This window comes from Nostoc sp. WHI, assembly GCF_015714725.1.
Lineage (GTDB): Bacteria > Cyanobacteriota > Cyanobacteriia > Cyanobacteriales > Nostocaceae > Nostoc.
Genome location: NZ_WBKM01000245.1, coordinates 16024 through 41066, shown reverse-complemented (window position 1 = coordinate 41066; position 25043 = coordinate 16024). Strand labels below are relative to the sequence as shown.

At 40.6% G+C, this 25043-nt stretch carries 23 protein-coding genes; 14 read left to right on the top strand and 9 right to left on the bottom strand.

Features of this window, described 5'->3' with window-relative positions; translation table 11 throughout:
- Positions 1-71 precede the first annotated feature (71 nt).
- The 3 genes from F8S12_RS24935 to F8S12_RS24925 all read right to left on the bottom strand — a co-directional run bounded on the left by F8S12_RS24935 (position 72) and on the right by F8S12_RS24925 (position 2712).
- Positions 72-371 carry a protealysin inhibitor emfourin gene (locus F8S12_RS24935; RefSeq protein WP_196518986.1) on the bottom strand — a complete coding sequence of 100 codons (300 nt, stop codon included), beginning with the start codon at positions 369-371 and terminating at the stop codon, positions 72-74.
- A gap of 175 nt (positions 372-546) precedes the next feature.
- A complete protein-coding gene (locus F8S12_RS24930) occupies positions 547-1626 on the bottom strand; it encodes a M4 family metallopeptidase (protein ID WP_196518985.1) in 1080 nt (359 codons plus the stop codon).
- Positions 1627-1995: 369 nt separating this feature from the next.
- Positions 1996-2712, bottom strand: coding sequence for a class I SAM-dependent methyltransferase (locus tag F8S12_RS24925; RefSeq protein ID WP_196518984.1), 717 nt, complete (start codon positions 2710-2712; stop codon positions 1996-1998).
- A 435-nt stretch (positions 2713-3147) separates the two neighbouring features.
- On the opposite strand from F8S12_RS24925, the gene F8S12_RS24920 reads away from it, so the two are divergent.
- Both F8S12_RS24920 and F8S12_RS42445 read left to right on the top strand, forming a co-directional pair.
- A complete protein-coding gene (locus F8S12_RS24920) occupies positions 3148-3429 on the top strand; it encodes a tectonin domain-containing protein (RefSeq protein WP_196518983.1) in 282 nt (93 codons plus the stop codon).
- 162 nt (positions 3430-3591) lie between these two features.
- Positions 3592-5232, top strand: a complete 1641-nt coding sequence (locus F8S12_RS42445) for an RICIN domain-containing protein (protein WP_196518982.1) — start codon at positions 3592-3594, stop codon at positions 5230-5232.
- A 150-nt stretch (positions 5233-5382) separates the two neighbouring features.
- Here the strand turns inward: F8S12_RS42445 and F8S12_RS24910 are convergent, their stop codons facing one another.
- A complete protein-coding gene (locus tag F8S12_RS24910) occupies positions 5383-7653 on the bottom strand; it encodes a RelA/SpoT family protein (protein WP_196518981.1) in 2271 nt (756 codons plus the stop codon).
- A gap of 298 nt (positions 7654-7951) precedes the next feature.
- Between F8S12_RS24910 and patD the strand changes: the two genes are divergently transcribed.
- Both patD and cysH read left to right on the top strand, forming a co-directional pair.
- Positions 7952-8305, top strand: coding sequence for a heterocyst frequency control protein PatD (patD, locus tag F8S12_RS24905; RefSeq protein WP_196518980.1), 354 nt, complete (start codon positions 7952-7954; stop codon positions 8303-8305).
- A 625-nt stretch (positions 8306-8930) separates the two neighbouring features.
- Entirely contained in the window at positions 8931-9656 is a 726-nt protein-coding gene (gene cysH / locus F8S12_RS24900) for a phosphoadenosine phosphosulfate reductase (protein ID WP_196518979.1), read from the top strand.
- Between the two features lie 118 nt (positions 9657-9774).
- Here the strand turns inward: cysH and F8S12_RS24895 are convergent, their stop codons facing one another.
- Together F8S12_RS24895 and F8S12_RS24890 are read right to left on the bottom strand one after the other, a co-directional pair.
- Positions 9775-10131 (bottom strand): hypothetical protein, encoded by a 357-nt coding sequence (locus F8S12_RS24895; RefSeq protein ID WP_196518978.1) that lies wholly within the window; start codon positions 10129-10131, stop codon positions 9775-9777.
- Positions 10116-13919 carry an AAA domain-containing protein gene (locus F8S12_RS24890; protein WP_196518977.1) on the bottom strand — a complete coding sequence of 1268 codons (3804 nt, stop codon included), beginning with the start codon at positions 13917-13919 and terminating at the stop codon, positions 10116-10118. Before F8S12_RS24890 ends, F8S12_RS24895 begins: the two co-directional genes overlap by 16 nt.
- A 237-nt stretch (positions 13920-14156) precedes the next feature.
- Here F8S12_RS24890 and sbcD point away from each other — a divergent pair, with 237 nt between their 5' ends.
- The 4 genes from sbcD to F8S12_RS24870 all read left to right on the top strand — a co-directional run bounded on the left by sbcD (position 14157) and on the right by F8S12_RS24870 (position 17702).
- Positions 14157-15410: an exonuclease subunit SbcD gene (sbcD, locus tag F8S12_RS24885; protein ID WP_196518976.1), complete on the top strand. Its 1254-nt coding sequence runs from the start codon at positions 14157-14159 to the stop codon at positions 15408-15410.
- Between the two features lie 93 nt (positions 15411-15503).
- On the top strand, positions 15504-16022 hold the full coding sequence (locus F8S12_RS24880) for a restriction endonuclease subunit R (RefSeq protein WP_230968252.1): 519 nt from the start codon (positions 15504-15506) through the stop codon (positions 16020-16022).
- Positions 15988-16341, top strand: a complete 354-nt coding sequence (locus tag F8S12_RS24875) for a thioesterase II family protein (RefSeq protein ID WP_331001444.1) — start codon at positions 15988-15990, stop codon at positions 16339-16341. Before F8S12_RS24880 ends, F8S12_RS24875 begins: the two co-directional genes overlap by 35 nt.
- A gap of 185 nt (positions 16342-16526) precedes the next feature.
- On the top strand, positions 16527-17702 hold the full coding sequence (locus tag F8S12_RS24870; protein WP_196518975.1) for an MFS transporter: 1176 nt from the start codon (positions 16527-16529) through the stop codon (positions 17700-17702).
- 480 nt (positions 17703-18182) lie between these two features.
- Here the strand turns inward: F8S12_RS24870 and F8S12_RS24865 are convergent, their stop codons facing one another.
- A complete protein-coding gene (locus F8S12_RS24865; protein WP_196518974.1) occupies positions 18183-19535 on the bottom strand; it encodes a pentapeptide repeat-containing protein in 1353 nt (450 codons plus the stop codon).
- Between the two features lie 151 nt (positions 19536-19686).
- Here F8S12_RS24865 and F8S12_RS24860 point away from each other — a divergent pair, with 151 nt between their 5' ends.
- Both F8S12_RS24860 and F8S12_RS24855 read left to right on the top strand, forming a co-directional pair.
- On the top strand, positions 19687-20958 hold the full coding sequence (locus F8S12_RS24860) for an MFS transporter (protein WP_331001443.1): 1272 nt from the start codon (positions 19687-19689) through the stop codon (positions 20956-20958).
- An 80-nt stretch (positions 20959-21038) separates the two neighbouring features.
- Complete coding sequence (locus tag F8S12_RS24855; protein ID WP_196518973.1) at positions 21039-21860, top strand: alpha/beta fold hydrolase; 822 nt, start codon at positions 21039-21041, stop codon at positions 21858-21860.
- A gap of 20 nt (positions 21861-21880) precedes the next feature.
- On the opposite strand, the gene F8S12_RS24850 is transcribed toward F8S12_RS24855, so the two are convergent.
- On the bottom strand, positions 21881-22642 hold the full coding sequence (locus tag F8S12_RS24850; RefSeq protein ID WP_196518972.1) for a ferritin-like domain-containing protein: 762 nt from the start codon (positions 22640-22642) through the stop codon (positions 21881-21883).
- Between the two features lie 270 nt (positions 22643-22912).
- Between F8S12_RS24850 and F8S12_RS24845 the strand changes: the two genes are divergently transcribed.
- The 4 genes from F8S12_RS24845 to F8S12_RS24830 all read left to right on the top strand — a co-directional run bounded on the left by F8S12_RS24845 (position 22913) and on the right by F8S12_RS24830 (position 24192).
- A complete protein-coding gene (locus tag F8S12_RS24845) occupies positions 22913-23152 on the top strand; it encodes a hypothetical protein (protein ID WP_196518971.1) in 240 nt (79 codons plus the stop codon).
- Positions 23149-23562: a putative toxin-antitoxin system toxin component, PIN family gene (locus F8S12_RS24840; protein ID WP_196518970.1), complete on the top strand. Its 414-nt coding sequence runs from the start codon at positions 23149-23151 to the stop codon at positions 23560-23562. The genes F8S12_RS24845 and F8S12_RS24840 overlap by 4 nt, the downstream gene beginning before the upstream one ends.
- A 104-nt stretch (positions 23563-23666) precedes the next feature.
- A complete protein-coding gene (locus F8S12_RS24835) occupies positions 23667-23825 on the top strand; it encodes a hypothetical protein (RefSeq protein WP_196519010.1) in 159 nt (52 codons plus the stop codon).
- 226 nt (positions 23826-24051) lie between these two features.
- Positions 24052-24192: a hypothetical protein gene (locus F8S12_RS24830; RefSeq protein ID WP_196518969.1), complete on the top strand. Its 141-nt coding sequence runs from the start codon at positions 24052-24054 to the stop codon at positions 24190-24192.
- A 93-nt stretch (positions 24193-24285) separates the two neighbouring features.
- On the opposite strand, the gene F8S12_RS24825 is transcribed toward F8S12_RS24830, so the two are convergent.
- Positions 24286-24966 (bottom strand): Uma2 family endonuclease, encoded by a 681-nt coding sequence (locus F8S12_RS24825; protein ID WP_196518968.1) that lies wholly within the window; start codon positions 24964-24966, stop codon positions 24286-24288.
- Positions 24967-25043: the final 77 nt, after the last annotated feature.

Here is a 25043-nt window from a genome sequence, read left to right as displayed (position 1 = left end):
AGGATACTACATTACTTCTTGATTTATCTTTAGATGAAGCGATCGCCTTATTTTACTCTCTTTACATTTCTTTAGCTTTTCTGTGCTGTGTTTTGTAGCCATTCAATTAGGGGTCTTAAGGTTCCTGGTAATGCTGACTCACTGACAGTTACAGTATGCTGCTTGCCGTTGTCTTCCACTGTTAACTTATACTGAAAGCGATCGCTCTGAGGGTTCGGCGAGGTAATTTGTTCAGGTAGCCTAAATAAATCAGCAACTTCTACCAGTCGGAGAAGGGTGGCGGCTTCATTTGGTGGGAGATCGGCTGTATCAACGGTTGTTTTCTTGCTAATCCCAGCAAAGCCGCCCGTGCGTTCAAAGGATATCCGCATTTTTTTTGCTCTCCGTTGTGCTACTTAGTTGGGATAAATACAAAAATTGGGAGATGATAGTTTTCACCTCCCAGTTTAACAACAATAAACAGCACATCCAAAAAGTTAAGAGTTGTGAGTTTTCATTTTTAACAGACGCGATTAATCGCAATAGACGTGATTAATCGCGTCTCTACTAGAGAACTCCTACCTTTTGCCAAGCGTTCTGTACAGCTTTCTGCTCCTTACTGTCATTACCATAGAGTTCGCCAGCAACTTGAATAGTGACGTTGGCAGCTTTTTTAAAATCTGCTTTGGCACGCAGGCGATCGCGTAAAGCTATGTACCAGATTTTACCAACTGTCTCCCAGGTATAACCACCAATCTCAATAGCCGCTAGATAAAATGCATGGTTAGGAATTCCTGAGTTAATATGCACTCCAGCATTATCTTCAACACCAGTATATTTATCTTTCATATGGCCTGGTTGGGGGTCTTTACCCAATAGAGGGTCATCGTATGCTGTTCCTGGTGCTTTCATGGAGCGAATGCCAACACCTTTAACGGTAGGTGCTAAAAGACCTTCACCAATGATCCAGTCTGCCTCTTGTGCAGTCTGATTTTTGGTTTTTTGTTTCACCAGGCAACCGAAGACATCAGCAAAGGATTCATTCAGTGCCCCTGACTCGCCATAATACAGTAAACCCGCTTCATGCTGTGTTATGCCATGAGCTAGCTCATGTCCAATGACATCAATTGACTTGGTGAAGCGTTGAAACAGTTCTCCGTCGCCATCACCATAAACCATTTGATCCCCGTTCCAAAAGGCGTTATCGTATTTGACGCCATAATGCACGGTAGAATCTAAACCCAGTCCTTTGTCATCAATAGAATTGCGATCGAATATCTCATAAAACAGGTCATAAGTAGCACCAGCCGCATCATAGGCTTCATTCACTGCTGGATCACTGCTTGGTGGATCTCCTTCAGCTCGTACCAATGTGCCAGGGAGTTGCTGTCCAGATTTCGCATCGTAGATTGTGCGGCGCTTCTCACCTGGAGAAGGTGCAAAGGAGACATTACCTACAACATCTCTGCGTCCGCGAAGCTGTGCCGAAACATTTAATGTACGAAAAGCCCAACTACGCTGTTCGGGATTACCATTCACCACCACATTTTCCAGCATATGGGGCGGGATAATACAACAAATCGGGCATCTAGAGTAAAGTAGATGCTCATACTTAAATCCGGCTGATTTCTTTTTATTTCGAGCCATCAAAATATTCTCCTTTTGAAACTAAGTGATAGCAAACAAAGGAGCAGAAAAACGAATCAAAATCGCGTGTCCCTGGTTTGTTTTCTGAAAAAAATTTTCTACTTTGTATTTTCGGATAAATCTGTGGAGTATGGATAGTACCCTCATGGAGTACTTTGATGTGGAAATATTACCTAAAAACCCAAGGGCAGCTTAAATACCGCAAGTTTCAGCTAGAATCCTTGCATGAGTTAGCAAAACCACCTTTATAAACCCAAAGCGTTTATATATTAGTTCTTATCAAGGGAAATAATGTTATTTATTGCTGTTTTGTTACCATAGATGAAAGACAGGCGAATCTCAAATCTAGGCATCCAAAACCTAAAATTTTCACAGCCAGCCACCAAACACCGCTAGACCATAATATTTCCAAGGTACTGCAACTGTCTTAAATCCAGCTTTGCTCAACATTTGTAAATGAGCATCTAAGCTAGCTAGTTGGTCTTGACTAGAGTAACCTTGGGTGCTACTCGCGCCACGTTTAGCGCCAATCTCTGTTAAATTAATTCCCTGTTCAACTGCCCATTCTTTTCGTGCCGCCTTGTAAACTTCTGCTAAAGTTGGTGATTCTGGTAAAGTAGGGTCTGCATTCCAAAAACAGCCGTCTTGAGTGAGACTAGCAGCAATTCGCTCCAATAACTTCAATTTCATCTCATCTTGGAGATGGTGAATTGCCAAGGATGAGACACAGGCATCAAATTCGCTACCAATATCCAAGTTCTCTGGATTATTTGCCCAGTCGCCAAAGTCTGCTTGAATACCAGTCCAGCGTTGTTGATATCCAGCTGCTGTGATTTTATCTTGGGCAAATTCCAGCATTCGAGGTGAGTAATCTAGGGCAATTACTTGGGCCTCTGGATAGCGATTGAGTATCTTAAGACTAAGTTCGCCTGTACCACAACCTAATTCTAAAATGCGACGACTTGTAGAAGATATACAAAGAGTAATTACCTCCAACATCTCATCGTATCGCGGTAAAAACTGGCGAATACCAGTGTCAAAATCAGCAGTATTGGCGAATACCTCTCCGGGAAATACATTTTGCATAGGGATTTGGAATCAATATAGACACTCATCAATATTAATCATCCATCATTATCGAGGTACATAAATTGTCGGGTCTTTAGGTTTCTTTTCTTTGTGTTGATCTAATATCCATTCTAAGCACAACGGTTGCCAAGGCGATATGGGCTTTGGTCTTCATCGTTGGGCTAGGCGGCAAGAGAATATAGGCGATAAGTAAAATTTGCCATTTTGCCTATTCACGCAACAACGCCAATAAAAAAGGTATTGTAAAGTTAGCATAAAGTAATCAAGCTGTTATATGAAGGTTAGATGAATGTTTGCTTAACTGTCTTAAATGTCTTAAGTGTTCTTGTCTTCTCATCAATATTCTGAAATATTGAGAACTGTGGATCTGCTCTTATTGTTGTAAAAAGCAGCTCAAAAATTGTCCGAAACTGAATTAAAAAAAGGAAAAGTATGGTTACATGGAAGCCAGTAACAGGCAAGTTGAAACAAATATCCGTTGGTTCTGCCTCTCAAATTTGGAGTGTTAATGCTAGCGCTCAAATCTTTCAATATGTTAATAATACATGGGAACTTATTAGCGGGAGCCTGAAACACGTTTCAGTTGCAGCAGATGGTACTGTTTGGGGTGTCACTGCCAAGGACAATATTTTCAAGTATTTGGGAAATAAGCAATGGGAGCAAATTAGTGGTCAACTCAAACAGATATCCGTTGGTTCTGCCTCTCAAATTTGAGGTGTTAATGCTAGCGATCAAATCTTTCAATATGTTAATAATACATGGGAACTTATTAGCGGGAGCCTGAAACACGTTTCAGTTGCAGCAGATGGTACTGTTTGGGGTGTCAATGCCAACGACAATATTTTCAAGTATTTGGGAAATAAGCAATGGGAGCAAATGAGTGGTCAACTCAAACAGATATCCGTTGGTTCTGCCTCTCAAATTTGGGGTGTTAATGCTAGCGATCAAATCTTTCAATATGTTAATAATACATGGGAACTTATTAGCGGGAGCCTGAAACACGTTTCAGTTGCAGCAGATGGTACTGTTTGGGGTGTCAATGCCAACGACGATATTTTCAAGTTGGAAGAAATCACTTCGCCTTCAACACTACCTACCGCAGGAAAAGACTACTACCTCATCGCCAAACACAGTGACAAAGCTCTATCTGTGGATGGAGAGAAGATTGAGAATGGGGCTAATGTCATTCAGTATCAAAAAACAGGTTCCAATAACTCGAAATGGCACTTAGAAGATGCAGGTGAAGGCTATTTCTATCTCATCGCCAAACACAGTAGCAAAGCTTTAAATGTCTCTGGTGGTGAGTTTACTGACGGAGCTAATGTCATCCAGTGGGCAAAAACCAGTGATAATAACGAAAAATGGAAATTTGAGGATGCAGGTGAAGGCTATTTCTACCTCATCGCCAAACACAGTGGCAAAGCTTTAGCTGTATATGGTGGTGTTAAAACTGATGGAACCAATGTCATACAATGGACTAACCAAAAAGTCGATCACTTCAAATGGAAATTTGAGGTTGTGCCAATACAAGAAGGTAAATTCTATCGATTGACAACTAAGTGGTTGGGTGATGGTCAATCCCTAGATTTAGACGGTAGCACTAAGCAACCTAGAATAGCAGATACAGGAGACTATTTAGGTCAGTACTGGAAATTTACTTCTGTTAGTGATGGGTATTATCGACTAACAACGGCGTGGTTAGGGTCAGAAAAATCCCTAGATTTAAACGCTAGCACTAAGCAACCTACAATAGCAGATACAGGAGACTATTTAGGTCAGTACTGGAAAATCACACCAATTGATAGTAGTGGATATGAAGATTATTATCGATTGACAACTAAGTCGTTGGGTGATGGTCAATCCCTAGATTTAAACCCTAGCACTAAGCAACCTACAATAGCAGATACAGGAGACTATTTAGGTCAGTACTGGAAATTTACGGAAGTACCTTATTCTGTCGTACCCATTGCCCCACCACCATCTTCTACGTCCAATACTTCCACACCTGCCACTCCGATTTCAGATAAGGGAACCATAGCTACTGAAGCTGGAAAAACCTACAAGGTTCAAATCACAGTTAATGTTCCTGCTAATATTGGTTATAACAATAGCTTTGGTATCTTTGCGATCAATGATGATGGCAGCACTGCTGGAGTCAAACCGGGAGATCCTGATTATGCTGCTACCGTGGTTAAAAATCGTATTCCGCTACCAAATGCTGATCAAGGTTCATATCAAAAAGGGCAAACTTTCCAATATAAATTACCGGGTGGGCCTAAATATAGTGTGTTCCTGATTGCTAACGGCACTCCAGCACTATTTTTAGAGAAAAACCCCAAAAATGAAGGTTCTAAACCGCCTCTAGCTTACTTTTTCAATACTGGTGCTAATCCTGATGGCAAATCTCATGTCAAAGTCATATCGCCAAATGAATACGGTTTTGAGGATATTTACGGTGGCGGAGATCAAGACTTTGATGACCTGATTGTTAAGCTAGAAACTTTGTCAGTTGAATGAAATCCTCGTAGGAGCGCACAGCTAGCTGTGGGGTGAAATGAGCAACCCTTAAGCCCAAGTTGTTGCCAAGATCCCTGACTTCTTAAAGAAGTCGGGGATCTAAAATTCAGCGATTTAGTAAGTGCTATTCCACCCTACCAATTGGCACACCTACTCGTCAATTTGACCAACGCGGCGGATATTCAAAATGTCACTCATTTTCTTAATTTGGACAAACACTTGCTCTAGTTGAGAGCGATCGCGTATATCTATTCCTAAGTCCATCAATGCAGGTTGACTAATAGCGGTTTTCACCTGGGCATGACGCACATTGATCCCTTGGTCACTTAAACGTGACAAAATATCCTTTAGCACTCCCACGCGATCAAGTGCTTCAATTTGCACATCCACTGGGTATGTGTGCGGACGACCACTATTTTCCGAGGCTGGGTTCCACCTGACTGGTACTAGGCGCTCATACTCCACACTCTCCAGATTATTGCAGCCTTGGCGATGAATCGAAATCCCCCTACCTCGCGTCACCACACCAATAATCGGTTCGCCAGGAATCGGGGTACAACACCCAGCTAAATAATACACCAAACCTTCTACCCCAACAATTGGCGAATCTGTGGAGCGGAAGGTAGTTACAGGTGCATCTCGCAAAGCTTTTGATGTAGTTGGTTCTTTAGGGATAAATGGCGGCGCAGTGGAAACTGGTTGTTGTCCCTTGGCAACTTCTCGCCAACGATTTAGCACTAGGTTTAACGTAACTTCGCCGTAACCCAAACCAGCGAGTAAATCTTCCACACTGTGATAGTTGCACTTTTCGGCGACAGTCTCCATCGCATCTGATTTCAGTAAACTATCAAAACCAGTTTTACCAAGTTCCTTTTCTAACAATTCTCGTCCACGGGCTACATTTTCTTCGCGGCGCGATCGCTTGTACCATTGTTTAATCCGATATTTCGCTGCCGAAGTTCTGACAAAGTTCAACCAATCCAAACTCGGATGGCAGTTCTTTTGGGTAATAATCTCTACAATATCTCCATTGTGCAACCGTGTTGATAGAGGTACTATTCGTCCATTCACCCGCGCCCCTGCACAATGGTTCCCCACTTCGGTATGAATGCGATAAGCAAAATCTATACTTGTAGCTCCAGGACTTAAAGGTACAACATCACCTTTAGGGGTGAAGACATAGACATCATCTTCAAACAAATTATCTTTGACACTATCAAGATATTCTTGTGCGTCCTTGAGATCACTTTGCCATTCCAGCAGATGCCGCAGCCAAGTAAACTTGTCATCTGCGGTTGTCAAATGGCTAATGCTAGAACCTCCTGTTTCTTTGTACTTCCAATGGGCTGCAATCCCATACTCGGCGATATGATGCATCTCTATCGTCCGAATTTGCACCTCTAAAGGACGACCAGTTAAGCCAATCACCCCAGTATGCAACGACTGGTAACGGTTAGGCTTTGGCAGTCCAATATAGTCCTTAAATCTCCCAGGAATTGGGCGAAAAGTATCATGAACCACCGCCAGCGCCCGATAGCAGTCCTCATTGGTTTGAACAATAATTCGCAGCGCGGCCAAATCGTAAATTTCATGAAATTCCTTTTGTTGCCGTTGCATTTTTTGGTAAATACCATAAAGATGCTTGGGACGACCGTTAATATCCTGGCAGTGAATTCCAGTTTGCTGCAAACGTTCCCGCAAAATGTCTGTAGCTTTGGCCAATTTTTCTTCTCGCGCCGTTCGTTTTTCGGAAACATACTCCTGCATTTGGCGGAAAGCTTCCGGTTCCAAATATTTAAAAGCCAAATCTTCCAGTTCCCATTTAATCCGCCAGATCCCCAAGCGATTAGCTAAGGGCGCAAAGATATCTCGCGTTTCTTGAGCACTGCGGCGGCGGCTGGCTTCTGACATGTATTGTAAAGTTCGCATATTATGCAAACGATCTGCCAATTTCACCACAATTACCCGAATATCTTGCGCCATTGCCAAAAACATCCGCCGGAAGTTTTCGGCTTGGCTTTCGGTTTTGCTGGTGAAATTGATTTTAGAAAGCTTGGTGACTCCTTCGACCAATTGCCGCACTTCTGGGCCAAAGCGCTCTCCTATTTCTTCACTTGTAACTTCTGTATCTTCAACTACATCATGGAGAAATCCAGCTGCTATCATAGCAGCACTACCCCCCAAATCACGCAGCAATTCAGCCACGGCAATGGGATGAGCAATATATGGTTCTCCCGATTTGCGATATTGACCTTGATGCAATTGGTAAGCAAATTCAAATGCGCGACCAATCAAGACTGCATCACTATGTCTTCGGTCATCTTCCGCTACGCCGCTAGTTGTCAATGACTCCTTTAGACATTTTTTTAACCATTCCGGAATGGCAAGATCAACTGATGAATTTATAGCTATGCTGCTCATACAATTAGGTTGATAGGGGATCGGTGGATAAGTGTGAAATAGACAAGACTAGCAGCATCGCCGTCAAAAGACGCTGTTGCCCAAAGACGGGTAGAAAAAACAGTGTCAGGATGATTCTCCAAGTACCTATAGTAGTCATCCAGTGTGAGTTTCAAGGATCATAAGATTGAAAATCCATTGATGGCAAACAAAGCCTCAAACAATAACGATTTGAGGCTTTTAGTGCTGATAAGTGTTTAAGAAAGTTTATTGTAGAAGAAAAATTACTTGACATTAATACTATCTTAACTAGCACTGGATGTCTTTAAACCGTGAGAAATATCTGGCACTCGTAACTTTGCTAGAGCAATTACGCTCCGATGCCACAACTACCCAAATTGATGCTGGCGAACTGCGGCAAGGCGTAGCCTCGTTGCAGCAATTTTTCCGGCAGCAGATTGTGCCTATAGCTGATGAAAACTCGCAAGTGCAGTCTTATCAAACGGAGATAAGCAAGCAACTGCACCTGTTGGAAATAGATGTGATGTTTTTCCAAGGAGCGCGGCAGGCATCTACTGTACAAGCGAGACTTCAAACGATTAGCGATCGCTTGACAATTCTCATTCAATACTGTGATGCCATTCTGCAACAAAAAGCGGAAGGAGAAAGATAACAATTGTTCACCTTTTTCTCTAATTACTCCATCATCTCATTTACAACCGTTCATGGACAGTTATTTTGGTAACAAGTTTAAATTCGGTAAAGGGGCATGGGACACGCTGAATTTACCAATGCCCTTTTAACCAGTGCTAATAGGCAAATATGTCTGGATAAAAAATGTAAAAGCCCGGCTCAAAACGAGCCGGGCTTTGTAAAGTTTTATTGCTAAAATTAGAAGTCTTTATCTTAGAAAAAGTTCATTATCGTAATGATGCTAACGCTGGTCAACATGATCAAAGCACCCATAATCATCGATTCGCCTAATGGATTGGGGAATTTTGAATTTTTCATTGTAAGTAAAATCCTGTTTATTAATAGTTTCTTAACCATATCAACATCAGTATAAATATTGATAAAATTCCTGTAAAACTTAAATTACCGTAAAGTTTCTTAATGAATATGAGAATTATTCCTCGTGTATTCGTTTTTACTGAGTATTAAAAATAGAACAGCGCTCAGTGCCCATAATGTAGTAATTCCCGAACATAATAATTACCTAATTTCCGAGCGGAATACGCGCCTTTATGGGGTAAGATAAATCTTAATCAAGGTAGAAATTATTTGAAAAGAAGATTATCATGACAGTCTCCACGGCATCTAGAACCCAAGCGATCGCTTTTGACTTAGAGCAATTAAATCAGCAATTTGAAACTGCCACTCCAAAAGACATACTGGCATGGTCTATAGAGAATATCCCAACGGCACTGGTGCAAACCAGCGCCTTTAATGTGGATGACATGATAATTACTCATATTCTTTACAGTGAACTGAAGCATCCAGTTCCTGTGATATTTCTCGACACCTTGCACCACTTCCCCGAAAGCCTAGAATTAGTTGCCAAAGCTAAACAAGTCTACAATCTGGATCTGCAAACTTACAAAACTCCAGATGTAGACACCCGCGAAGCCTTTGAAGCCAAATATGGCGAAAAACTCTGGGACAAAGATATTACTCAATTCCACCACATTACAAAAATTGAACCACTGCAACGGAGTCTAGACGAACTCAACAGCGTCGCTTGGATCACCGGACGCCGCCGTGATCAAGCAGTAACCCGTGCTAATATGCCCATATTTGAATTAGATGGTAAAGGCCGGCTGAAAGTAAATCCTATAGCTACCTGGACACGCCAACACAGCTGGCTTTACGTGGCTGAACACGGAGTCATCTACAACCCTCTACACGACAAAGGTTATCCCAGCATCGGCGACGAACCCATCACCACCAAAATCGGCGAAGGCGAAGACGAACGCGCCGGACGCTGGCGGGGAAGTAATAAAACAGAATGTGGAATTCATATTTAAGGGGAAGTGGGGAGTGGGGAGTCGGGAATATAAGAAAAGAAGAATTTTCCCCGACTTCCCCTTCTCTGCTTACTCTGCGCTTAGATAACAGTGTTACACAACAGATTTAGAGGCTAGTTTATTGATAACTTTGCTGGAAAAGCTGCTCTAGAGAAGCTAATTCAGCTTCTGTTGCTGCGTCAATCTGTGGCAAAGGTCGCTGCATAATTGAGTAAAGCGATCGCTTTTGCACTTTTGTGGATTGCAAACCAAGTTCCTTCAATTCCTCTCCAATTTTTAATCTCATATTGCCTCGGTCAGCTTTCGTTACATCAGGACTTTGGAGAATAGCTATTTCAATAGCAGGTAAAATAAATTTTTTTACTTTCTCATATTCTCCTGAATAAATAGCATTTTGAGCTTGAGTAACTAGCTCTTTTATAGTTTCTAATGACTCCCAATCTTGCTGTTTACGCTTTTCTATACGAAAAAGCATATAACTATAACCTTGGGATAGGCTGAACGACCTACCCGTTTTTTCACGCTGTATCCTTGCTGTGTTAGAGCTTGATATACATCATCTTCAAAAAGAAAATCATATTCGGAAAAATTATTATCAAACTGCGTTTCTAATTTTTCACCACCATTTTCGGCATAAGCAAAATACTTTTTCAACAGTGTTATCTCTTCGTTTGGTTTTTTAGGCTGAAAATCTTCTGCTTTGATGGAAGCTACTAACACAAATTTACCTTGAGCGCGAGTTATTGCCACATTTAGCCGCCGCCTTCCTCCTGATTTACTTAGAAGCCCAAAGTTGTGATTTAGATCCTCTTTATTTTCATAAAACCCAAACCCAAAGCTAAAAATAATTACTTCTCGCTGGTCTCCTTGAACTCTTTCTAGTGGTTTAATAAAGAAATTACGCGAATCTTCTTGACACAATTCTTGTATGTCTGGATAATTTGAACTGAGTTGCTGTAGTTTGTCTCGAATCGTTTCTGCTTGAGATTCATTTAGCGCAATAATTCCTAAAGAAAGTTCAGAAAGATCCTGATGTTCCCGACAATGTTCCAGACAATGCTGTATTGTCAGTTCTGCTACTGTTTGTGCTTCGCGGATATTATATTGTCCACTATCACCAGGGGTGTAGATTCCCTCTGGAACGTATTTAAAATGAACGCCTAGATTAGGATTTTTTGCTGGATTTGGGAAAGTCAAAAGCTCTGAATCATAAAAATTTTGATTTGAGAAGGCAATTAAACTCTCGTGTTTACTGCGATAGTGCCACTTCAGCCTAACTTTATCTAGAAATATTGAAGATTCATCGAGCAAGCTGTCATATATTTCTTGCTCCTCATCTTCACCACCTGAAGCATTGCTTTTAAAGAAATAAGTTGGCGGTAGTTGCTTATTGTCACCAACGACTATTACCTGCTTTGCTCGCATAATGGAAGGTACTGCATCTTCGGTACAAACTTGGGAAGCTTCATCGAAAATTACTACATCGAACTCTACAACCTCCGGTTCTATGTATTGACTAACAGCAAGTGGACTCATTAGCCAAAAAGGTTTTAAGGTAGTCACAAGTTTAGAAGCTTCTTTGATGAATTGACGGATTTTTTTATGCCCTTTGTTTAATGTGTTTTGTTTTTCAAGTAATTGTATTTGCGTCCTTGCTTCTGGTTGTTCAGACCACTTTTTCCAGCGTTCAGCGTGGAGTTGTCTCAAACGCTGTATTGCTACTTGATACTGTTCATTATCAAGCTGAGAAAATTCCTCTAATTTCTGCTCATGCCTTTTTTGGTTAAAATTCCGCAATTCAGTACTATCTAAGATATATTGCAACCAGTCCTTATAAATACCTTGTTGCAGAACTAAAAACCAAAAATTTGGTTGAATATTAGACTCTCTTAGTTTTAATAAAAAATCTTTAGCTCCAATATCTTCTAGTTTCTCTACTAGCTGTTCGCAGTCTAAACATTGTTGGAACAGAACTAGTTCTTTTTGCGCTTTATTAAGGAAATTTTCTACTTCATATAAAGATTTTCTTTCTAATTCACCAGGTTTTGTCATTGGTTCCTGGTGAAAATGTTGTTTGAGGAATTCAAAGCCTTCTATTATCAAGTTTCGTGAAGTCTGTAAATTTGTTAATAAAGTTCTAAGTTCTTGCAAATTTTCGGATGAAGAGACAACTACTGCAACTTCCTTTGAAGGCAGTGAATAACTTTGTAGACCTTTCAACCAATTCAATGCTTGCTCAATAGCATCTAAGCTTGGCATTTCTGCTTCAAAGAATGAACCAAACGCTCGATGATATTGATGTGTAGTATCTTTCAATTTATTCAAAATATCATGATGCTTCAATGCATTATCAATGTCTTCAAGCAATTTTTGGTCAGTCACTCGATTTTTTACTTTTTGGAGGCTAACAAGGCTTCTACGAGTGCGCCAATAACCACATCTTAAACAGCGAAAACTCCCTCTATAATTCTGAAAGCGTTGCTTAAATTTCCTCAGTTCTGGTAAATTCCAGCTTAAAAACTCATTGATGTATTTAGTACTCAAATCTGAGCCTATACGTTGAAGTTCAACAATATCATCTTTAAGTTCATCAAAATTTTGTTGCAGAGTATTTAATATTGTTCCTCGCAACCAATTCTTAGGAAAACGTGGAGGTACTTCAATAAGATGAGCTATCGCTAGCTGAAGTTTGTCTAAAGCTAATAAAGTGTTAGCAGGTTCTATATTTAATAACTCTCGCAAACGATTAGTAGTTCTTGTGGCAAGTTGAATTCCTTGTTGCAAGTTGTCAATATTCTGACGTAAGTCCCTACTAACATCAGAATTCCATCTCCTTATAGGACTACTTGACCATACAGTTTTCTGTCTTCCTCGAAAAAATGGCTCAAATTGTCCCAGGTTATTCAGTAAATCTTTAGCTTGCAATAATAATCTTTGTTCTGACCACTCTTCAAGATTATAAGTATTAAATTCGAGTATCGTATCTAACTCTCGTCCCAGTTTTAGTAATTCACCATAAAGTTCAAAAGCAGATTTGTTTATTGGCTGGTATTTATGATGTAAACTTGTAGTGTGGCTATTAAGGCTTTGCCGACAGTCACGCAATTTTTGAAAGAATATATCTCGCTTTTCCTGTTGTGACTCAGTTTCATTTCTTTGTGACAAATGACTTTTAGTTTGATTTAATTCTTTTACCAACTCCTTGATAGTTGTACCTTTATGATGTAGTTTTAAACATAAGTCTTCAAGGCTAGGCTCAGAATCTCGTAGTGTCTTGTATACAGCATCTAAGGCGGTCTCCTTTTCTGCAACTAGCAGAACTTTTTTGTTTTTGCCTATTAGTTCGGCAATTATGTTGGCAATCGTTTGACTTTTTCCTGTCCCTGGAGGCCCCTGCACTACAAAACTAAGCCCTGCCTTTGCAGCTTCAATTACTAGTTGCTGGCTAGAATCAGCATTACATATTTGATATATCAATTCAGGATTAATTGTATCCAGTTCTTTATCTGTGATTGTTTTAATATAATTACGATTTTCTGGTGCTTCTTGTAGAGCAAGCCCTTGCAGAAGCGGGTGATTGGCGATGATTTCCTGATTTTGTTCCAGATCCTTAATCATCGCTGTTTTAATAGAGTCAAATAAAGTAATATAAGCAGTTTCTTCTAGTTGCCAATCCTGCTTTTCGCCTATAGCAATACGCACTGCATTTATAAATTCTTCATAGCCAAATTTTTGAAGTGTTTCAGCTTCAGGCAATGTGATATTAAATTCGTCACGTAACTTGTTTACTAAAAGAAAGTTAATGGAAATATCCTCATCAGTAGAACATAGTGTATATTCTGGTGGCTTTTTACCTTTCTTTTGTAATTCCACTGGAATGAGCAATAGAGGAGATACTAACTTATCCTTCTCCTTTTTTTCTTGAGGCTTTGCTGTATCAAACCAGGTCAAAGTACCAAGGATTAGGAACAGACTAATGAAACCCTTTTCTTTTATTGTTTTTTTTGCTTCTGTACCCAGTTTATCGAGAAGCTTAATGAGGTCAGCTTCAGTTGGGTTAGTTCTCAACTCCTTAAAGGAAATTGATTCAGATTCATATCCAGCGAGGTTGTTAAATAAGATTAAAGGTGGTGTAAGAACCTCAATTTTTGGCTTATTGCTCTTTCGGAAGTCAAGTAGTGGGTTACTGTTACTTGAACCAGCAAGTTTATCTCTCCAATCCTTGATTTTTTGCTGAATTACAGGATTTATGCCGTTACTCATTGACTTCCGATTACTAGTAGTTAATCAAAACAATTTTTTTCTGATACTTAATATCTTAAGTAAAATTCCTTACGAAATGAATAATTTTGTACAAACTTCATAAATTATTGCAATAAAATATACAAAAACATCAAAAAACAGGTAGAAAACTGGTCACGAATTAGTAGGTTTGAGACATTTAGACAGTTCTCAATAGTTATTTGCCATTAATATGTAAACAAAGAACAAAGGACAAATATGATAAAAATCCTCCACCTCTCCGACATCCACATGGGAAGCGGTTTCTCCCACGGACGAATTAATCCTGCAACTGGATTAAATACACGATTGGAGGATTTTGTCAATACCCTATCTATATGTATTGACCGAGCGATCGCAGATACCGTGGATTTGGTCATATTTGGTGGTGACGCTTTCCCGGATGCTACACCACCACCCTATGTACAATATGCTTTTGCCAGCCAGTTTCGTCGTCTGATGGATGCGAATATTCCCACAGTGCTACTGGTAGGCAACCATGATCAACACTCCCAAGGACAGGGAGGAGCGAGTTTAAATATTTACCGCACCTTGGGAGTGCCAGGATTTGTTGTCGGTGATACATTAACTACTCACTGTATCGAAACCCGCAATGGCAAAGTCCAAGTAATCACCCTCCCTTGGCTGACGCGTTCGACTCTGATGACTCGCCAAGAGACTGAAGGTTTGTCTTTGGCGGAAGTCAACCAACTGTTAACGGAACGCCTGCGAGTTGTCCTGGAAGGGGAAATTCGCCGTCTTGACCCCAATGTACCAACTGTGCTTTTAGCTCACTTGATGGCTGACAATGCTACCTTGGGCGCAGAACGCTTTTTGGCAGTAGGTAAAGGTTTTACTTTACCCCTATCTTTGTTGACGCGGCCTTGTTTTGATTATGTAGCGTTGGGACACGTCCACCGCCACCAAAATCTGAATAAATCTAACAAGCCGCCTGTGATTTATCCAGGGAGTATTGAGCGGGTAGATTTTAGTGAAGAAAAAGAAGACAAAGGCTATGTGATGCTAAAACTGGAGCGGGGGAGTGCTGAATGGGAATTTTGTCCCTTAACAGTTCGGACTTTTCGCACCATTGAAGTGGATATCTCGAAAGCAGATGATCCCCAAGCAGTATTAATGAAAGCGATCGCCAAGTATGATATTGAAGATGCTGTAGTGCGGCTAATTTACAAACTCCGCTCGGAACAAATGGATTTAATTGACAGTTCCTCCTTACATACTGCTTTAAGTCTTGCTCACACCTACACTATTCAAGCAGAATTAGTCAGTCAATTAGCTAGACCTCGCATTCCCGAATTGAGTGCAAGTAGCAGCATCGACCCAATGGAAGCATTGAAAACTTATTTGAACAACCGCGAAGACCTCAAAGATATAGCAGCATCAATGCTAGAAGCAGCACACAAATTGCTAACAGATGATGTGGAAGTTTGGCTAGAAGCAGCAACTAATGAATAGGATAGATGCCAATTATGAATTCATCTTTAACTGAGCGATCGCGAGAAAATAAAGTATCATAGCATAACTCACTTTTTCCACTTTGCAAAAAGTATGACGCAAACACTCCAAGCAAAAGAGATCAATTTACGCTACTTAATCGAAAATTTTAGTATTGAGTTAGTTTTGGATGATCAATTCTTCTGCGAATGGCAAGAAGATTTATTAGAAATTACTGATTTAGATAAACAACTTTTAGATAAAGTAAAAACAGGTTATTTTAATCTTCTTAATTACCCACCTTTACTAGAAGATGTTGTCAGAATGGCAATTATAGACCCAATACTTTTTATTGGGGATTTTTATTTAGTACCTTTACATATTAAAGCTGAGGAACCAATAGAGATTATCGATGAAGATGAAGAAATTATCATCAAAGGCAAAATAGATACATTAGTTCTGAAAGACCAATTTTGGGTAATGGTTATTGAGTCGAAACAAGCAGAATATTCCATTGAAAGAGGACTCGCACAAATATTAGCTTATATGTTAGGTAATCCTCATCCAAATCAGCCTAGTTTCGGAATGATTAGCAGCGGTGGAGAATTTATTTTTGTCAAATTATCGTTATAATGCAATACCACAGGCAATTTTGGAGAATGAACAACTCCTGCAACTTTTCCTCCCCTGTCTGCGCGCAGACTTTACGATGCTTGAAACATACGCTTACACAAGTAAAATGCCACTCGACTGCCCAATCTCTGTATTTGGAGGTTTACAGGATAAAGCAATTAGGGTTGATGATTTAGAAGCTTGGCGTGAGCAGACGTGTAGTTCCTTCAATCTGCAAATGTTTTCTGGCGACCATTTCTTTTTGCACAATTCTAAATCACTCTTTTTGGAGTCATTATCTCAACATCTGCATCAGGTGTTAGCTATAAACAATAACTAAGCACTTTAGAGACACAAATACCCTTTCCTAAATAGCTAACTCTCTTAAAATAGAGTTAAAAAAATAAATTTATTGCAAAAATGGCTATTTATTTGTTACCTAGTCATTTTTAAATAAAACGATTGCTGCATCGTAGTTTTACCATGCGCTAAAACCACGCGTTTTCTCAATTACCCTAAAGTTTTATGACAGAATTGACTTCCACAAAATCAAATTCTCCTTTCTCTACTGGATTACCAGCTTTGTATATCATAGCTTTTTTGTCTGGTATTTCTATAGGGCTATTTAATCCCTTTATCTCAACGTTCATGGCACAACATCAAGTTGACGATCTATGGATAGGAGCAAATTCTACAGTGTATTTTCTAGTCATAGCTTTGGGAACACCCCTTGTAGTAAAAATATTACCAAAGTTGGGGCTTCGTAAAACTATGATGCTTGGCTTGGCACTTATGGGTTTTAGCGCTCCCTTGTTTACTATGACTACATCAATGCCTGCATGGTTTGTCATCCGTGCTATCATGGGCATTGCTTGTTGTTTATATTTAGTCAGTGGAAACACGGCATTAAATTATTTTTGTCATGAAGGTAATCGAGCGATCGTCAACGGTTTGAATGCTCTAGCTTTTACTTTTGGGTTTGGTATCGGCCCAGTACTCGGTTCTGCTTTCTATAACGTTTCCCCCAAACTTTCATTTTCTTTGGGTAGTGCTTTAATTTTTAGCGGTGTAATTGTCGTCTGGATAGCCTTACCCAACAAAGTTGTTGTTTTCCAAAAATCTTCAAGTTCGGGAATTTTCAGCAAGCTTAAACTTCCTCTTCAGGGTGCTTTTATCTATGGTTTTGCCGAATCTACGCTAGTTTCTTTATATCCGGTCTATCTGCTACGACAGAATTACAATATAGAGCAGATAGGCTATACCTTTGCCATATTTGTAGTTGGCGGTTTGCTCTCTACTGTTCCAGTTACTCACCTAGCAAACCGATTCGGCAGACTAAAAATTCTTTTTAGTAGTGTCTCTATTGTACTATTGTCATTTTTGTGTCTTTCATTGATTCAAAACTCCACGGCTACCCACATATTTGCATTTATTGCTGGAGCTAGCATAAGTCCGATTCTTCCTTTAACAATGGCACTAATTGGAGAAAAACTTTCTACAAATGAACTATCTTCTGGAAGTGCTTTGTTCACAGCTATATATAGTTTTGGATGTACTGCTGGCCCAATACTTTCATCAATAGCCATCAAAGTTTTTGGCGATGGTTACATATTTAGCATAGTAATAATGGGCTTTGCAGTATTTTTGTTTTACATGAGTATAGAGAATAAAAAACGTTTTTATCCTATCAACAGTGATTAAAACTTATATTCCGGTGATATCATGTCCGCTTAATCACTTACGATATGTCATTGCGAGTGTAACGCAGTGGAATCAATACGGTTCGGTTAAGGCAAGAGACGCGATAAATCGCCGTCTCTACAATAATCAATCTTTCGTCGTGACGGTGATTTATCGCGTCTTTCTAATCTAGAATTTTCATCAAAAAACCTTAACCGAACCGTATTGGCAGTGGAATGAAGCAATCGCAAGGGTTTGGAGATTGCAACTCTTAGAGACGCTCCGCGAACACGACCTTCGCAATTGACTTGTGTTCAACCGGACATGATATGAAAGATTTCAATCACTATGTTTAGCGAACTGCAAACAAACTCTGGTTACTGCAAATAAGCTGTAACAGTTAAATAAAATTAATTAAATTTGCTCGTAGTGAGGGCTTCAGCCCTTACTACAAACCTTTAATTATTGGGCAAAATCTGACTATTTAGAACTCAACTATAATTATCGTCCTAACTTGTTAGGAATACCTTCACAACCACCAGGAATAGTGCCTTTGGTTGTTTCGCCACCCCAAGCGCAACAGTAGTAACGTGCAGACTCAGACATCCGTTGCACATTCGTGAAATCGGCATTTTCTACCACAGCGCCAGTGCGTTCGCCGGTTTCATAATCTGGTGCTTGGGTGCGGCTGCGGGGTGATGCTTTGTCCACTACACCGTAAAACAGGCGAACTCCGTTGAGGTCGGTAGCATTGAGATTGGCATGATATAAAATTGTGCGCGAGAGGTTGGCTTTTACTAAATCACAACCGCTCAGATTAGCGCGGACAAGATTAGCTTCGCTTAGATCAGTCCAACGCAAATCAGTACCAGAAAGGTCTGCTCCCGCTAGCATTACACCTAAATCAATTACGCGCACACCTTCTAGTCGGTCTTCCGCGTAACCGCCATTCCCGTTGAAAATGGCTCGACCTAATCGGCTATCGCGTTTTAAGGGTGACAGCAACTTGGAACGTGAAAGAAAGCGGAGAATTTTCGCTTTACCACTGCCATCGACACTACTTAAAATTGCCGCAGTGCGTCCTTCAGCGATCGCTCTCTCTTGGGGCCAATCTTCTAATAATCCTTCTTCATCTAATACCAAGTCTGAAACGCCTTGGAAATAAGAATCAATTGTCTGCTGCTGGGTAATAATGTTTTGCTGAACTGTAAGCAGATTTTGCTGAATTGTCAAGTCTTTGGAAATAACGTATTGTCGCCACGCCACATAAACGGCGATGATGGCGATAAGAATTTGCCCCAAAGCACCAAACCATTCTGCTAGAGTTCCGGTAACGTCCCAGTTAATCTGGCGTCCCCAAAGCAACAAGCGATCGCCTACGCCTGTGAACCTGATCAAGCCGATGATCGCTACTATTATTCCCAAAAAGGCAACAAACAGCGTGCGTTCTTGGGCTGAAAACCACTCGTCTAAAACTTCTTGTAACCAAGGCAATAGTATCGCTAGAGATAACACCAGAGTCATCAGCGTTCCGATAAGGCCGATGATCCAGTTATTGAGGATAACTCCGATAAAGGTGATGGCGATCGCTATCAGAGTAATCACCAATGCCCTCGGCTTAACTGTGAATTGCTTGGTACTGGGTTGCTTGAAGTCAGAACGAGCTTGTTTGAGAGCAGTTGTATGTTGCGGAGATTGCAAAGATGCGATCGCCGCTAGGGCTTGTTGTGTCGCTAGCGCTTCTGAGGTTAAGTTATTCTCAGAATCGCCACCGTCAAAATCATCTGGCTGCAAGTCGTGTTCTGGGATAGGTTCTGGGGTTGGTAGATTTGAGGAATTGGATTCAATCGTCATGTTTTCTATTTTGCCCCAGCAGATTCAGATCAACATCTGTTTTATCAGAAATTGTCCGAAGCTCAAACTTGCACCACAATACAGCTTGTGATAGCAAGTTATCACCATTAAGAATTTTAATGAATATTTGAATTCTCGTCGTAGAACTCCTGTGACGATCCAGCATTGGCTTGCTTACCTACGCAAAAAGTCTATTCTAGAAGTGCGAAAACTCAAACACCAGGAGAACATAGCAGTGGGCAGGTTAGCAAAGGATACAGCAAGCAAAACACCTGTTTCATTAGGACTGTTGGGCGCTGCTGCCTTCATGGTAGTTGCCGATGTCCGGGTAATTGATCCTCTACTGCACATCATTGCCGACGAGTTCAAAGTTGGTGTTGGCAGTGCTGCGGTGATTATCTCGGCATACACCATTCCCTATGGGCTATTTCAAATAGTCTATGGGCCGCTAGGCGATCGCATCGGCAAACTGAAAGTAATTACAGTAGCACTAACAGCATTTGCTGTCGGTACGGCTGTTTGTGCCTTTGTTTCAAATATCGTTTTACTTACCTTGCTACGGTTTCTCACAGGAATGGCTGCTGCTGGGATTGTTCCCATCACCTTAGCTTATATTGGTGATAACTTTCCTTATGAAGAACGCCAAGCAGCGCTCGGCAAGTATCTCAGTGCACTGGTGTTGGGTCAAATCCTCGGCGGTAGTTTGGGAGGAATCTTTGGAGAATATATTGGTTGGCGTTACATCTTTCTCGTATTTGGGTTTGTCTCCCTTGGTATTGCTGGACTTTTATGGCGGGGGACACGTCACCTTAGCGATGGTTATCCTCCCCAAGGTCGGGTAAGTAGGATAACATTCCGGCCTTATTACCAGCTATTGCGTCAACCGATGGCGCGTGCTGTGGTTGTGGGGGTATTTATCGAAGGTCTTTGCCTGTTTGGGGCATTCGCTTACGTCGGCGCATTTCTGCGCGATCGCTATACTTTATCCTATGTAGCAATCGGGTTTATGCTTACTGGGTTTGGATTGGGTGGACTAATTTACACTCGCTCAGTTAAGTGGTTGGTAAGACGGCTGGGTGAGATTGGTTTGATGGGAGTGGGAGGGAGCTTAATGTGTACTAGCTTCTTAGCGATCGCTTTGTTCCAAAACTGGATATTATTTATCCCCTTAAATATCCTAATGGGATTGGGCTTTTATATGATGCACGGCACTCTTCAGACCCAAGCCACTGAGCTAACGCCTGAAGCACGAGGTACATCTGTTTCTCTGTTCGTCTTCAGCCTGTTTATCGGCCAGGGAATCGGCGCAGCAGTATTCGGTAAAATTGTGGATAATTTCGGCTACATTTATTGTTTTATTCTAGCTGGTGTAGCGATCGCTCTGCTCTCCCTTTGGCTAGTCAAGCAGAAGCAAAACCATTAAGGACGGTATTACAATCTAGAAGTTTCCCAATCATGGGAAACTAAATGGAATAGAAACGTGACTAATTCGCACTCTTGACTATGCCCAAGGTTCAGATTAACGGAATTGATTTGTTCTACGACATTAAAGGAAAGGGTGAGCCTTTGCTATTAATAGCTGGCTTCCTTTGCGATCATGCTTATTGGTCGCTGATCATGCCATCACTGATTTCGCAGTATCAAGTCATTCGCTTAGATAACCGAGGCATGGGAAGAAGTTCTGCTCCCGAAAGCCCTTATAATTTGAAACAGATGGCTAGTGACGTTGCAGCATTGCTCGATCACATTGCGATCGATAAAGTGCATCTAGCAGGTCATTCAATGGGTGGTCAGATAGCCCAAGAAGTGGTGTTAGCACACCCTGAAAAGGTACAAAGTTTGATGCTACTCTCATGTTTGGCAAAGGGTGATGGACTATTCAATAGCATCATTGAAACTTGGGGCGACCTCCCCGGTAATGTAAACCTGAAACTTTATGAAAAAGTTGTATTGCCCTGGATATTTACAGATACGTTCTACTCGATTCCTGGGATGATCGAAGGTCTGATCGAATTTGCCATTAGAAATCCCTTCTCCCCTGCGACTCATTCACTCTATCATCACAGCCGAGCCATGCTTGACTGTGACACAACAAACCGTCTTCAACAGATTCATTGTCCTACCTTAGTTCTGGTTGGAAAACAAGACATTCTTACCCCGCCAAAATTTTCCCAGCAACTTGCTCAAGGTATTCCCAACGCTGAACTTGTAGTCCTCGACCGTGGTGGTCATGGTTTCTTAATTGAGTCACCGGATACTGTGGTTTCAGCCATGCTCAATTTCCTACGGAAGTTAGAGCCAGCTTATACCAATTTTGGATTTTAGTAATTTGTCCTTTTTTTTTATTAATGACTAGTTTCAAATAAATTTTGCAAGTACTTTGGGGGGAGGGTGTTGTTCCAAGTCCACAGACGATGCATTGTGTAGGTGAAGGTGAAGAGGAGGGTTGTTTTGTTTGTGAATGACCAAGCGTTCCAGTTGAGGGTAGCCATCATCCGGCGTAGGGTACGAATGAGGTTGTTACGCTGATAGTTTGGCGATCGCGTTTTGATGAGTGTGCGCCCAATTTGGCGATATAAGTCTTCGTAAGGGTCATCTGTGGGGAGGTAGGCTCTAACGGTGCGATGGTTGGGGGTAATTTTCTCGCCTGTTAGTTGGGTGTAGACCTTAATTAATGCAGGTGTGTGCTGACGTTCTTCTTTTTCCCACAAACCAATTTCTAGGAGGTTGTCGTCTTCAGCGACTGTTCCACCAACAAAATGAGCCATCTGAGGATGCAATTTTTCCAAATACTGGCGACTGGTTTGGGTATAGCCACGAATGGGGGCTTCTGTATCCATCGCACCTATCAAGATAGATAAGAATATTTCTGGATCTATCCCGATAATTTGATTGCGGTTAATTGTTTGCCAGTCGATGGGCTTCCAAGGACGTGGTTGAGGATTGGCAAACTGTAACGGTAAATCTTGCAGGCGATCGTGTAGTTTTTCGACTGCAAGATATTTGTCTATGAGGGAACGAAGGCGATGCTGTGTTTGGAAGTAGTGAGGATGGGCATAGCTTTGACCTGCTAAGTCTTCTGTAACTGGGCTGAGAGTATTAAGCATACTTTTTATACTTGGTTTTTATCCTATGCCCATAGCTTAAGCGATGCCTACGGCTGGCTATGCCTACGCACTTTCTTTTGTCAGTCAGCTGAAGTCAGCAGTTTTATCTGATAGAGTTGCAAAAGTCGGGAAAAAAGTTGGTTATAGAAAATTTGGGTTTAGAAACTCGCTTTTCTAGGGCTACTTTACAAAGTTAGAAGAGAGAATTGCAGAGAATGTGGCGAAATTGTTAGAACAAGGGTAGATAAAAGTTGAGTAACAGGATAAATCATGAACGTTTATAAAAGATATATCACCATTGCAGATCCAAAGCAGTTAGTATTATCTGATTTACCATTTAAAGCAGGACAGAGAGTTGAGGTGATTATTTTGACAGACGATAATCAAAGGCTTACTTTAGCAGAAGAATTAAAAAAGTTATTCAAAGAAATACAAGCGATACACGCAGATAATCCCTTAACTGATGAAGAAATAGCAGCAGAAATTGAAGCTTATAGACTGGGAGAATGAAAGTTATTATTGATACTAATATCGTAGTCTCTGCTGCTATAGCTGATAAAAATCCAGAGGCAGTAATTTTATTTGTGGTTGCTAATTCTGCTTTTGAGTGGGTTGTATCGGCAGAGATTATCGCAGAGTATAAGGAAGTTTTAAAGCGTCCTCGTTTAAAATTAACTGAGGTACAATACGAAAGATGGGTTTATTTAATTGATTCAGTGACAACACTAATTAATGTGGATGTAGAGGTTGATTTCCCCAGAGATAGGAAAGACGCAAAGTTTTTAGCTTGTGCTATTGCAGCAGGAGCAGATTTTTTTATTACGGGTGATGCTGATTTTAATGAAGCGCAAACTTTGTTAAACACAACTATTATTTCTCTGTCTTTATTTAAAAGGTTAGTTTGTGATGTGAGGGAATAAGCTTCAATCTGGTAGGGTGCGTAAGATAGCAGCATAACACACCGTACCAAACTAAGCGATCGCACTTTCTTTTGTCAGTCGGCTGAAGTCGGCAGTTTTATGCGATGGAGTTGCAAAAGTCGGGGAAAAAGTTTAATCAAAGGGTTACTTTAGCAGAAGAATTAAAAAAGTTATTCAAAGAAATACAAGCGATACACGCAGATAATCCCTTAACTGATGAAGAAATAGCAGCAGAAGTTGAAGCTTATAGACAGAGAGAATGAAATATTTAAATTGTGCTGATTTGATATTAAGGATGAGCTAATCAGATCAAAACAAAGATTTTAACTATAAAAAAGAACGATGTGCTTTTTAAGCTTTTAACACATATTCATATTATCTTTACAAGTTATCTATAAAAATTAGAATTTTTGCTGAGGTGGTTTTCTGTTTCTGGGTTCACGATAGAAAAGAGTCTTAGAAGCTATTTATTTAGAGGGAAGTAAGAAAATGTCTAAAACACCAAAGCCATCAAAGCCACCAAAACCGCCCAAGGCAATTAAAATACCTAAAGTAAAAGTTGTTAAAGGCTACATCAAGAAAGATGGAACTTTTATCAACCCTTATATTAAAGGAATGCCTAAGATTTAACTAACCACCTTTATGTCAGCTATGTCAGCCCTCATCCTAAATTTCTAGGTGAGGGCTAATCTATTGTTAATAACAAATATGAACAATCACCCCTTACGCTTCTGGCAGTTCTCCAAATTGCTGACGATAACGCTCAAGTTGTTTTTGCGCTAATTCAAGCTGTTCTTCTGGAGTTTGATAGCGCTTTCCTTGTCGGTCATACCAATACAAAACTTGACGCTGGATATTACCAGATACGTATTGCCCTCTACCGATTCCCAAAGCAATTTCTGGCATCCAAAAGGGTTCACCAATTTGTAATTGATAGCTACCATGTACTAAACGATAAACTTCAAAAGGTTGGTGGCGATCGCGTTGCCAATACTCTGGATTATAAATAATGTAGTACAGTACGCCTAACTTGGCATAAATATCTAATTTCTTGTCATATTCTCCACCCGGAGTTAAAGAGACAATTTCTAAAGCCAAAATAGGTACAATGTAGTCTTCTTCCCAGAGAACATAGCTTTTACGAGATTTACCTGCTTTGCGGCGTTCTACACCTAAGCTCAAAAATCCGTCTGGGACAATCGGCACAAGTGGACTAACCCCTGTGGTATGGTAAACGCCCATATCCACGCTGAAAAACCAGTCATTACGGTTTGCCCAAATATATTGTAGCAAGAAGAGAAGCAAATTAGGAATAAAGTTCTGGTCTTCGTTATCCACAGGAGTATCGTCTGAACAAGGAAGTTCAGCACTGCTAGGCAATTGGCGAGGGTCTGATTTCACCATAAGTAATGATGATGCTGGGATGACCTACAGCTTTTATTGTATTAGAGGTTGTTTGAAAAGTATTTGGCAATCAAAAT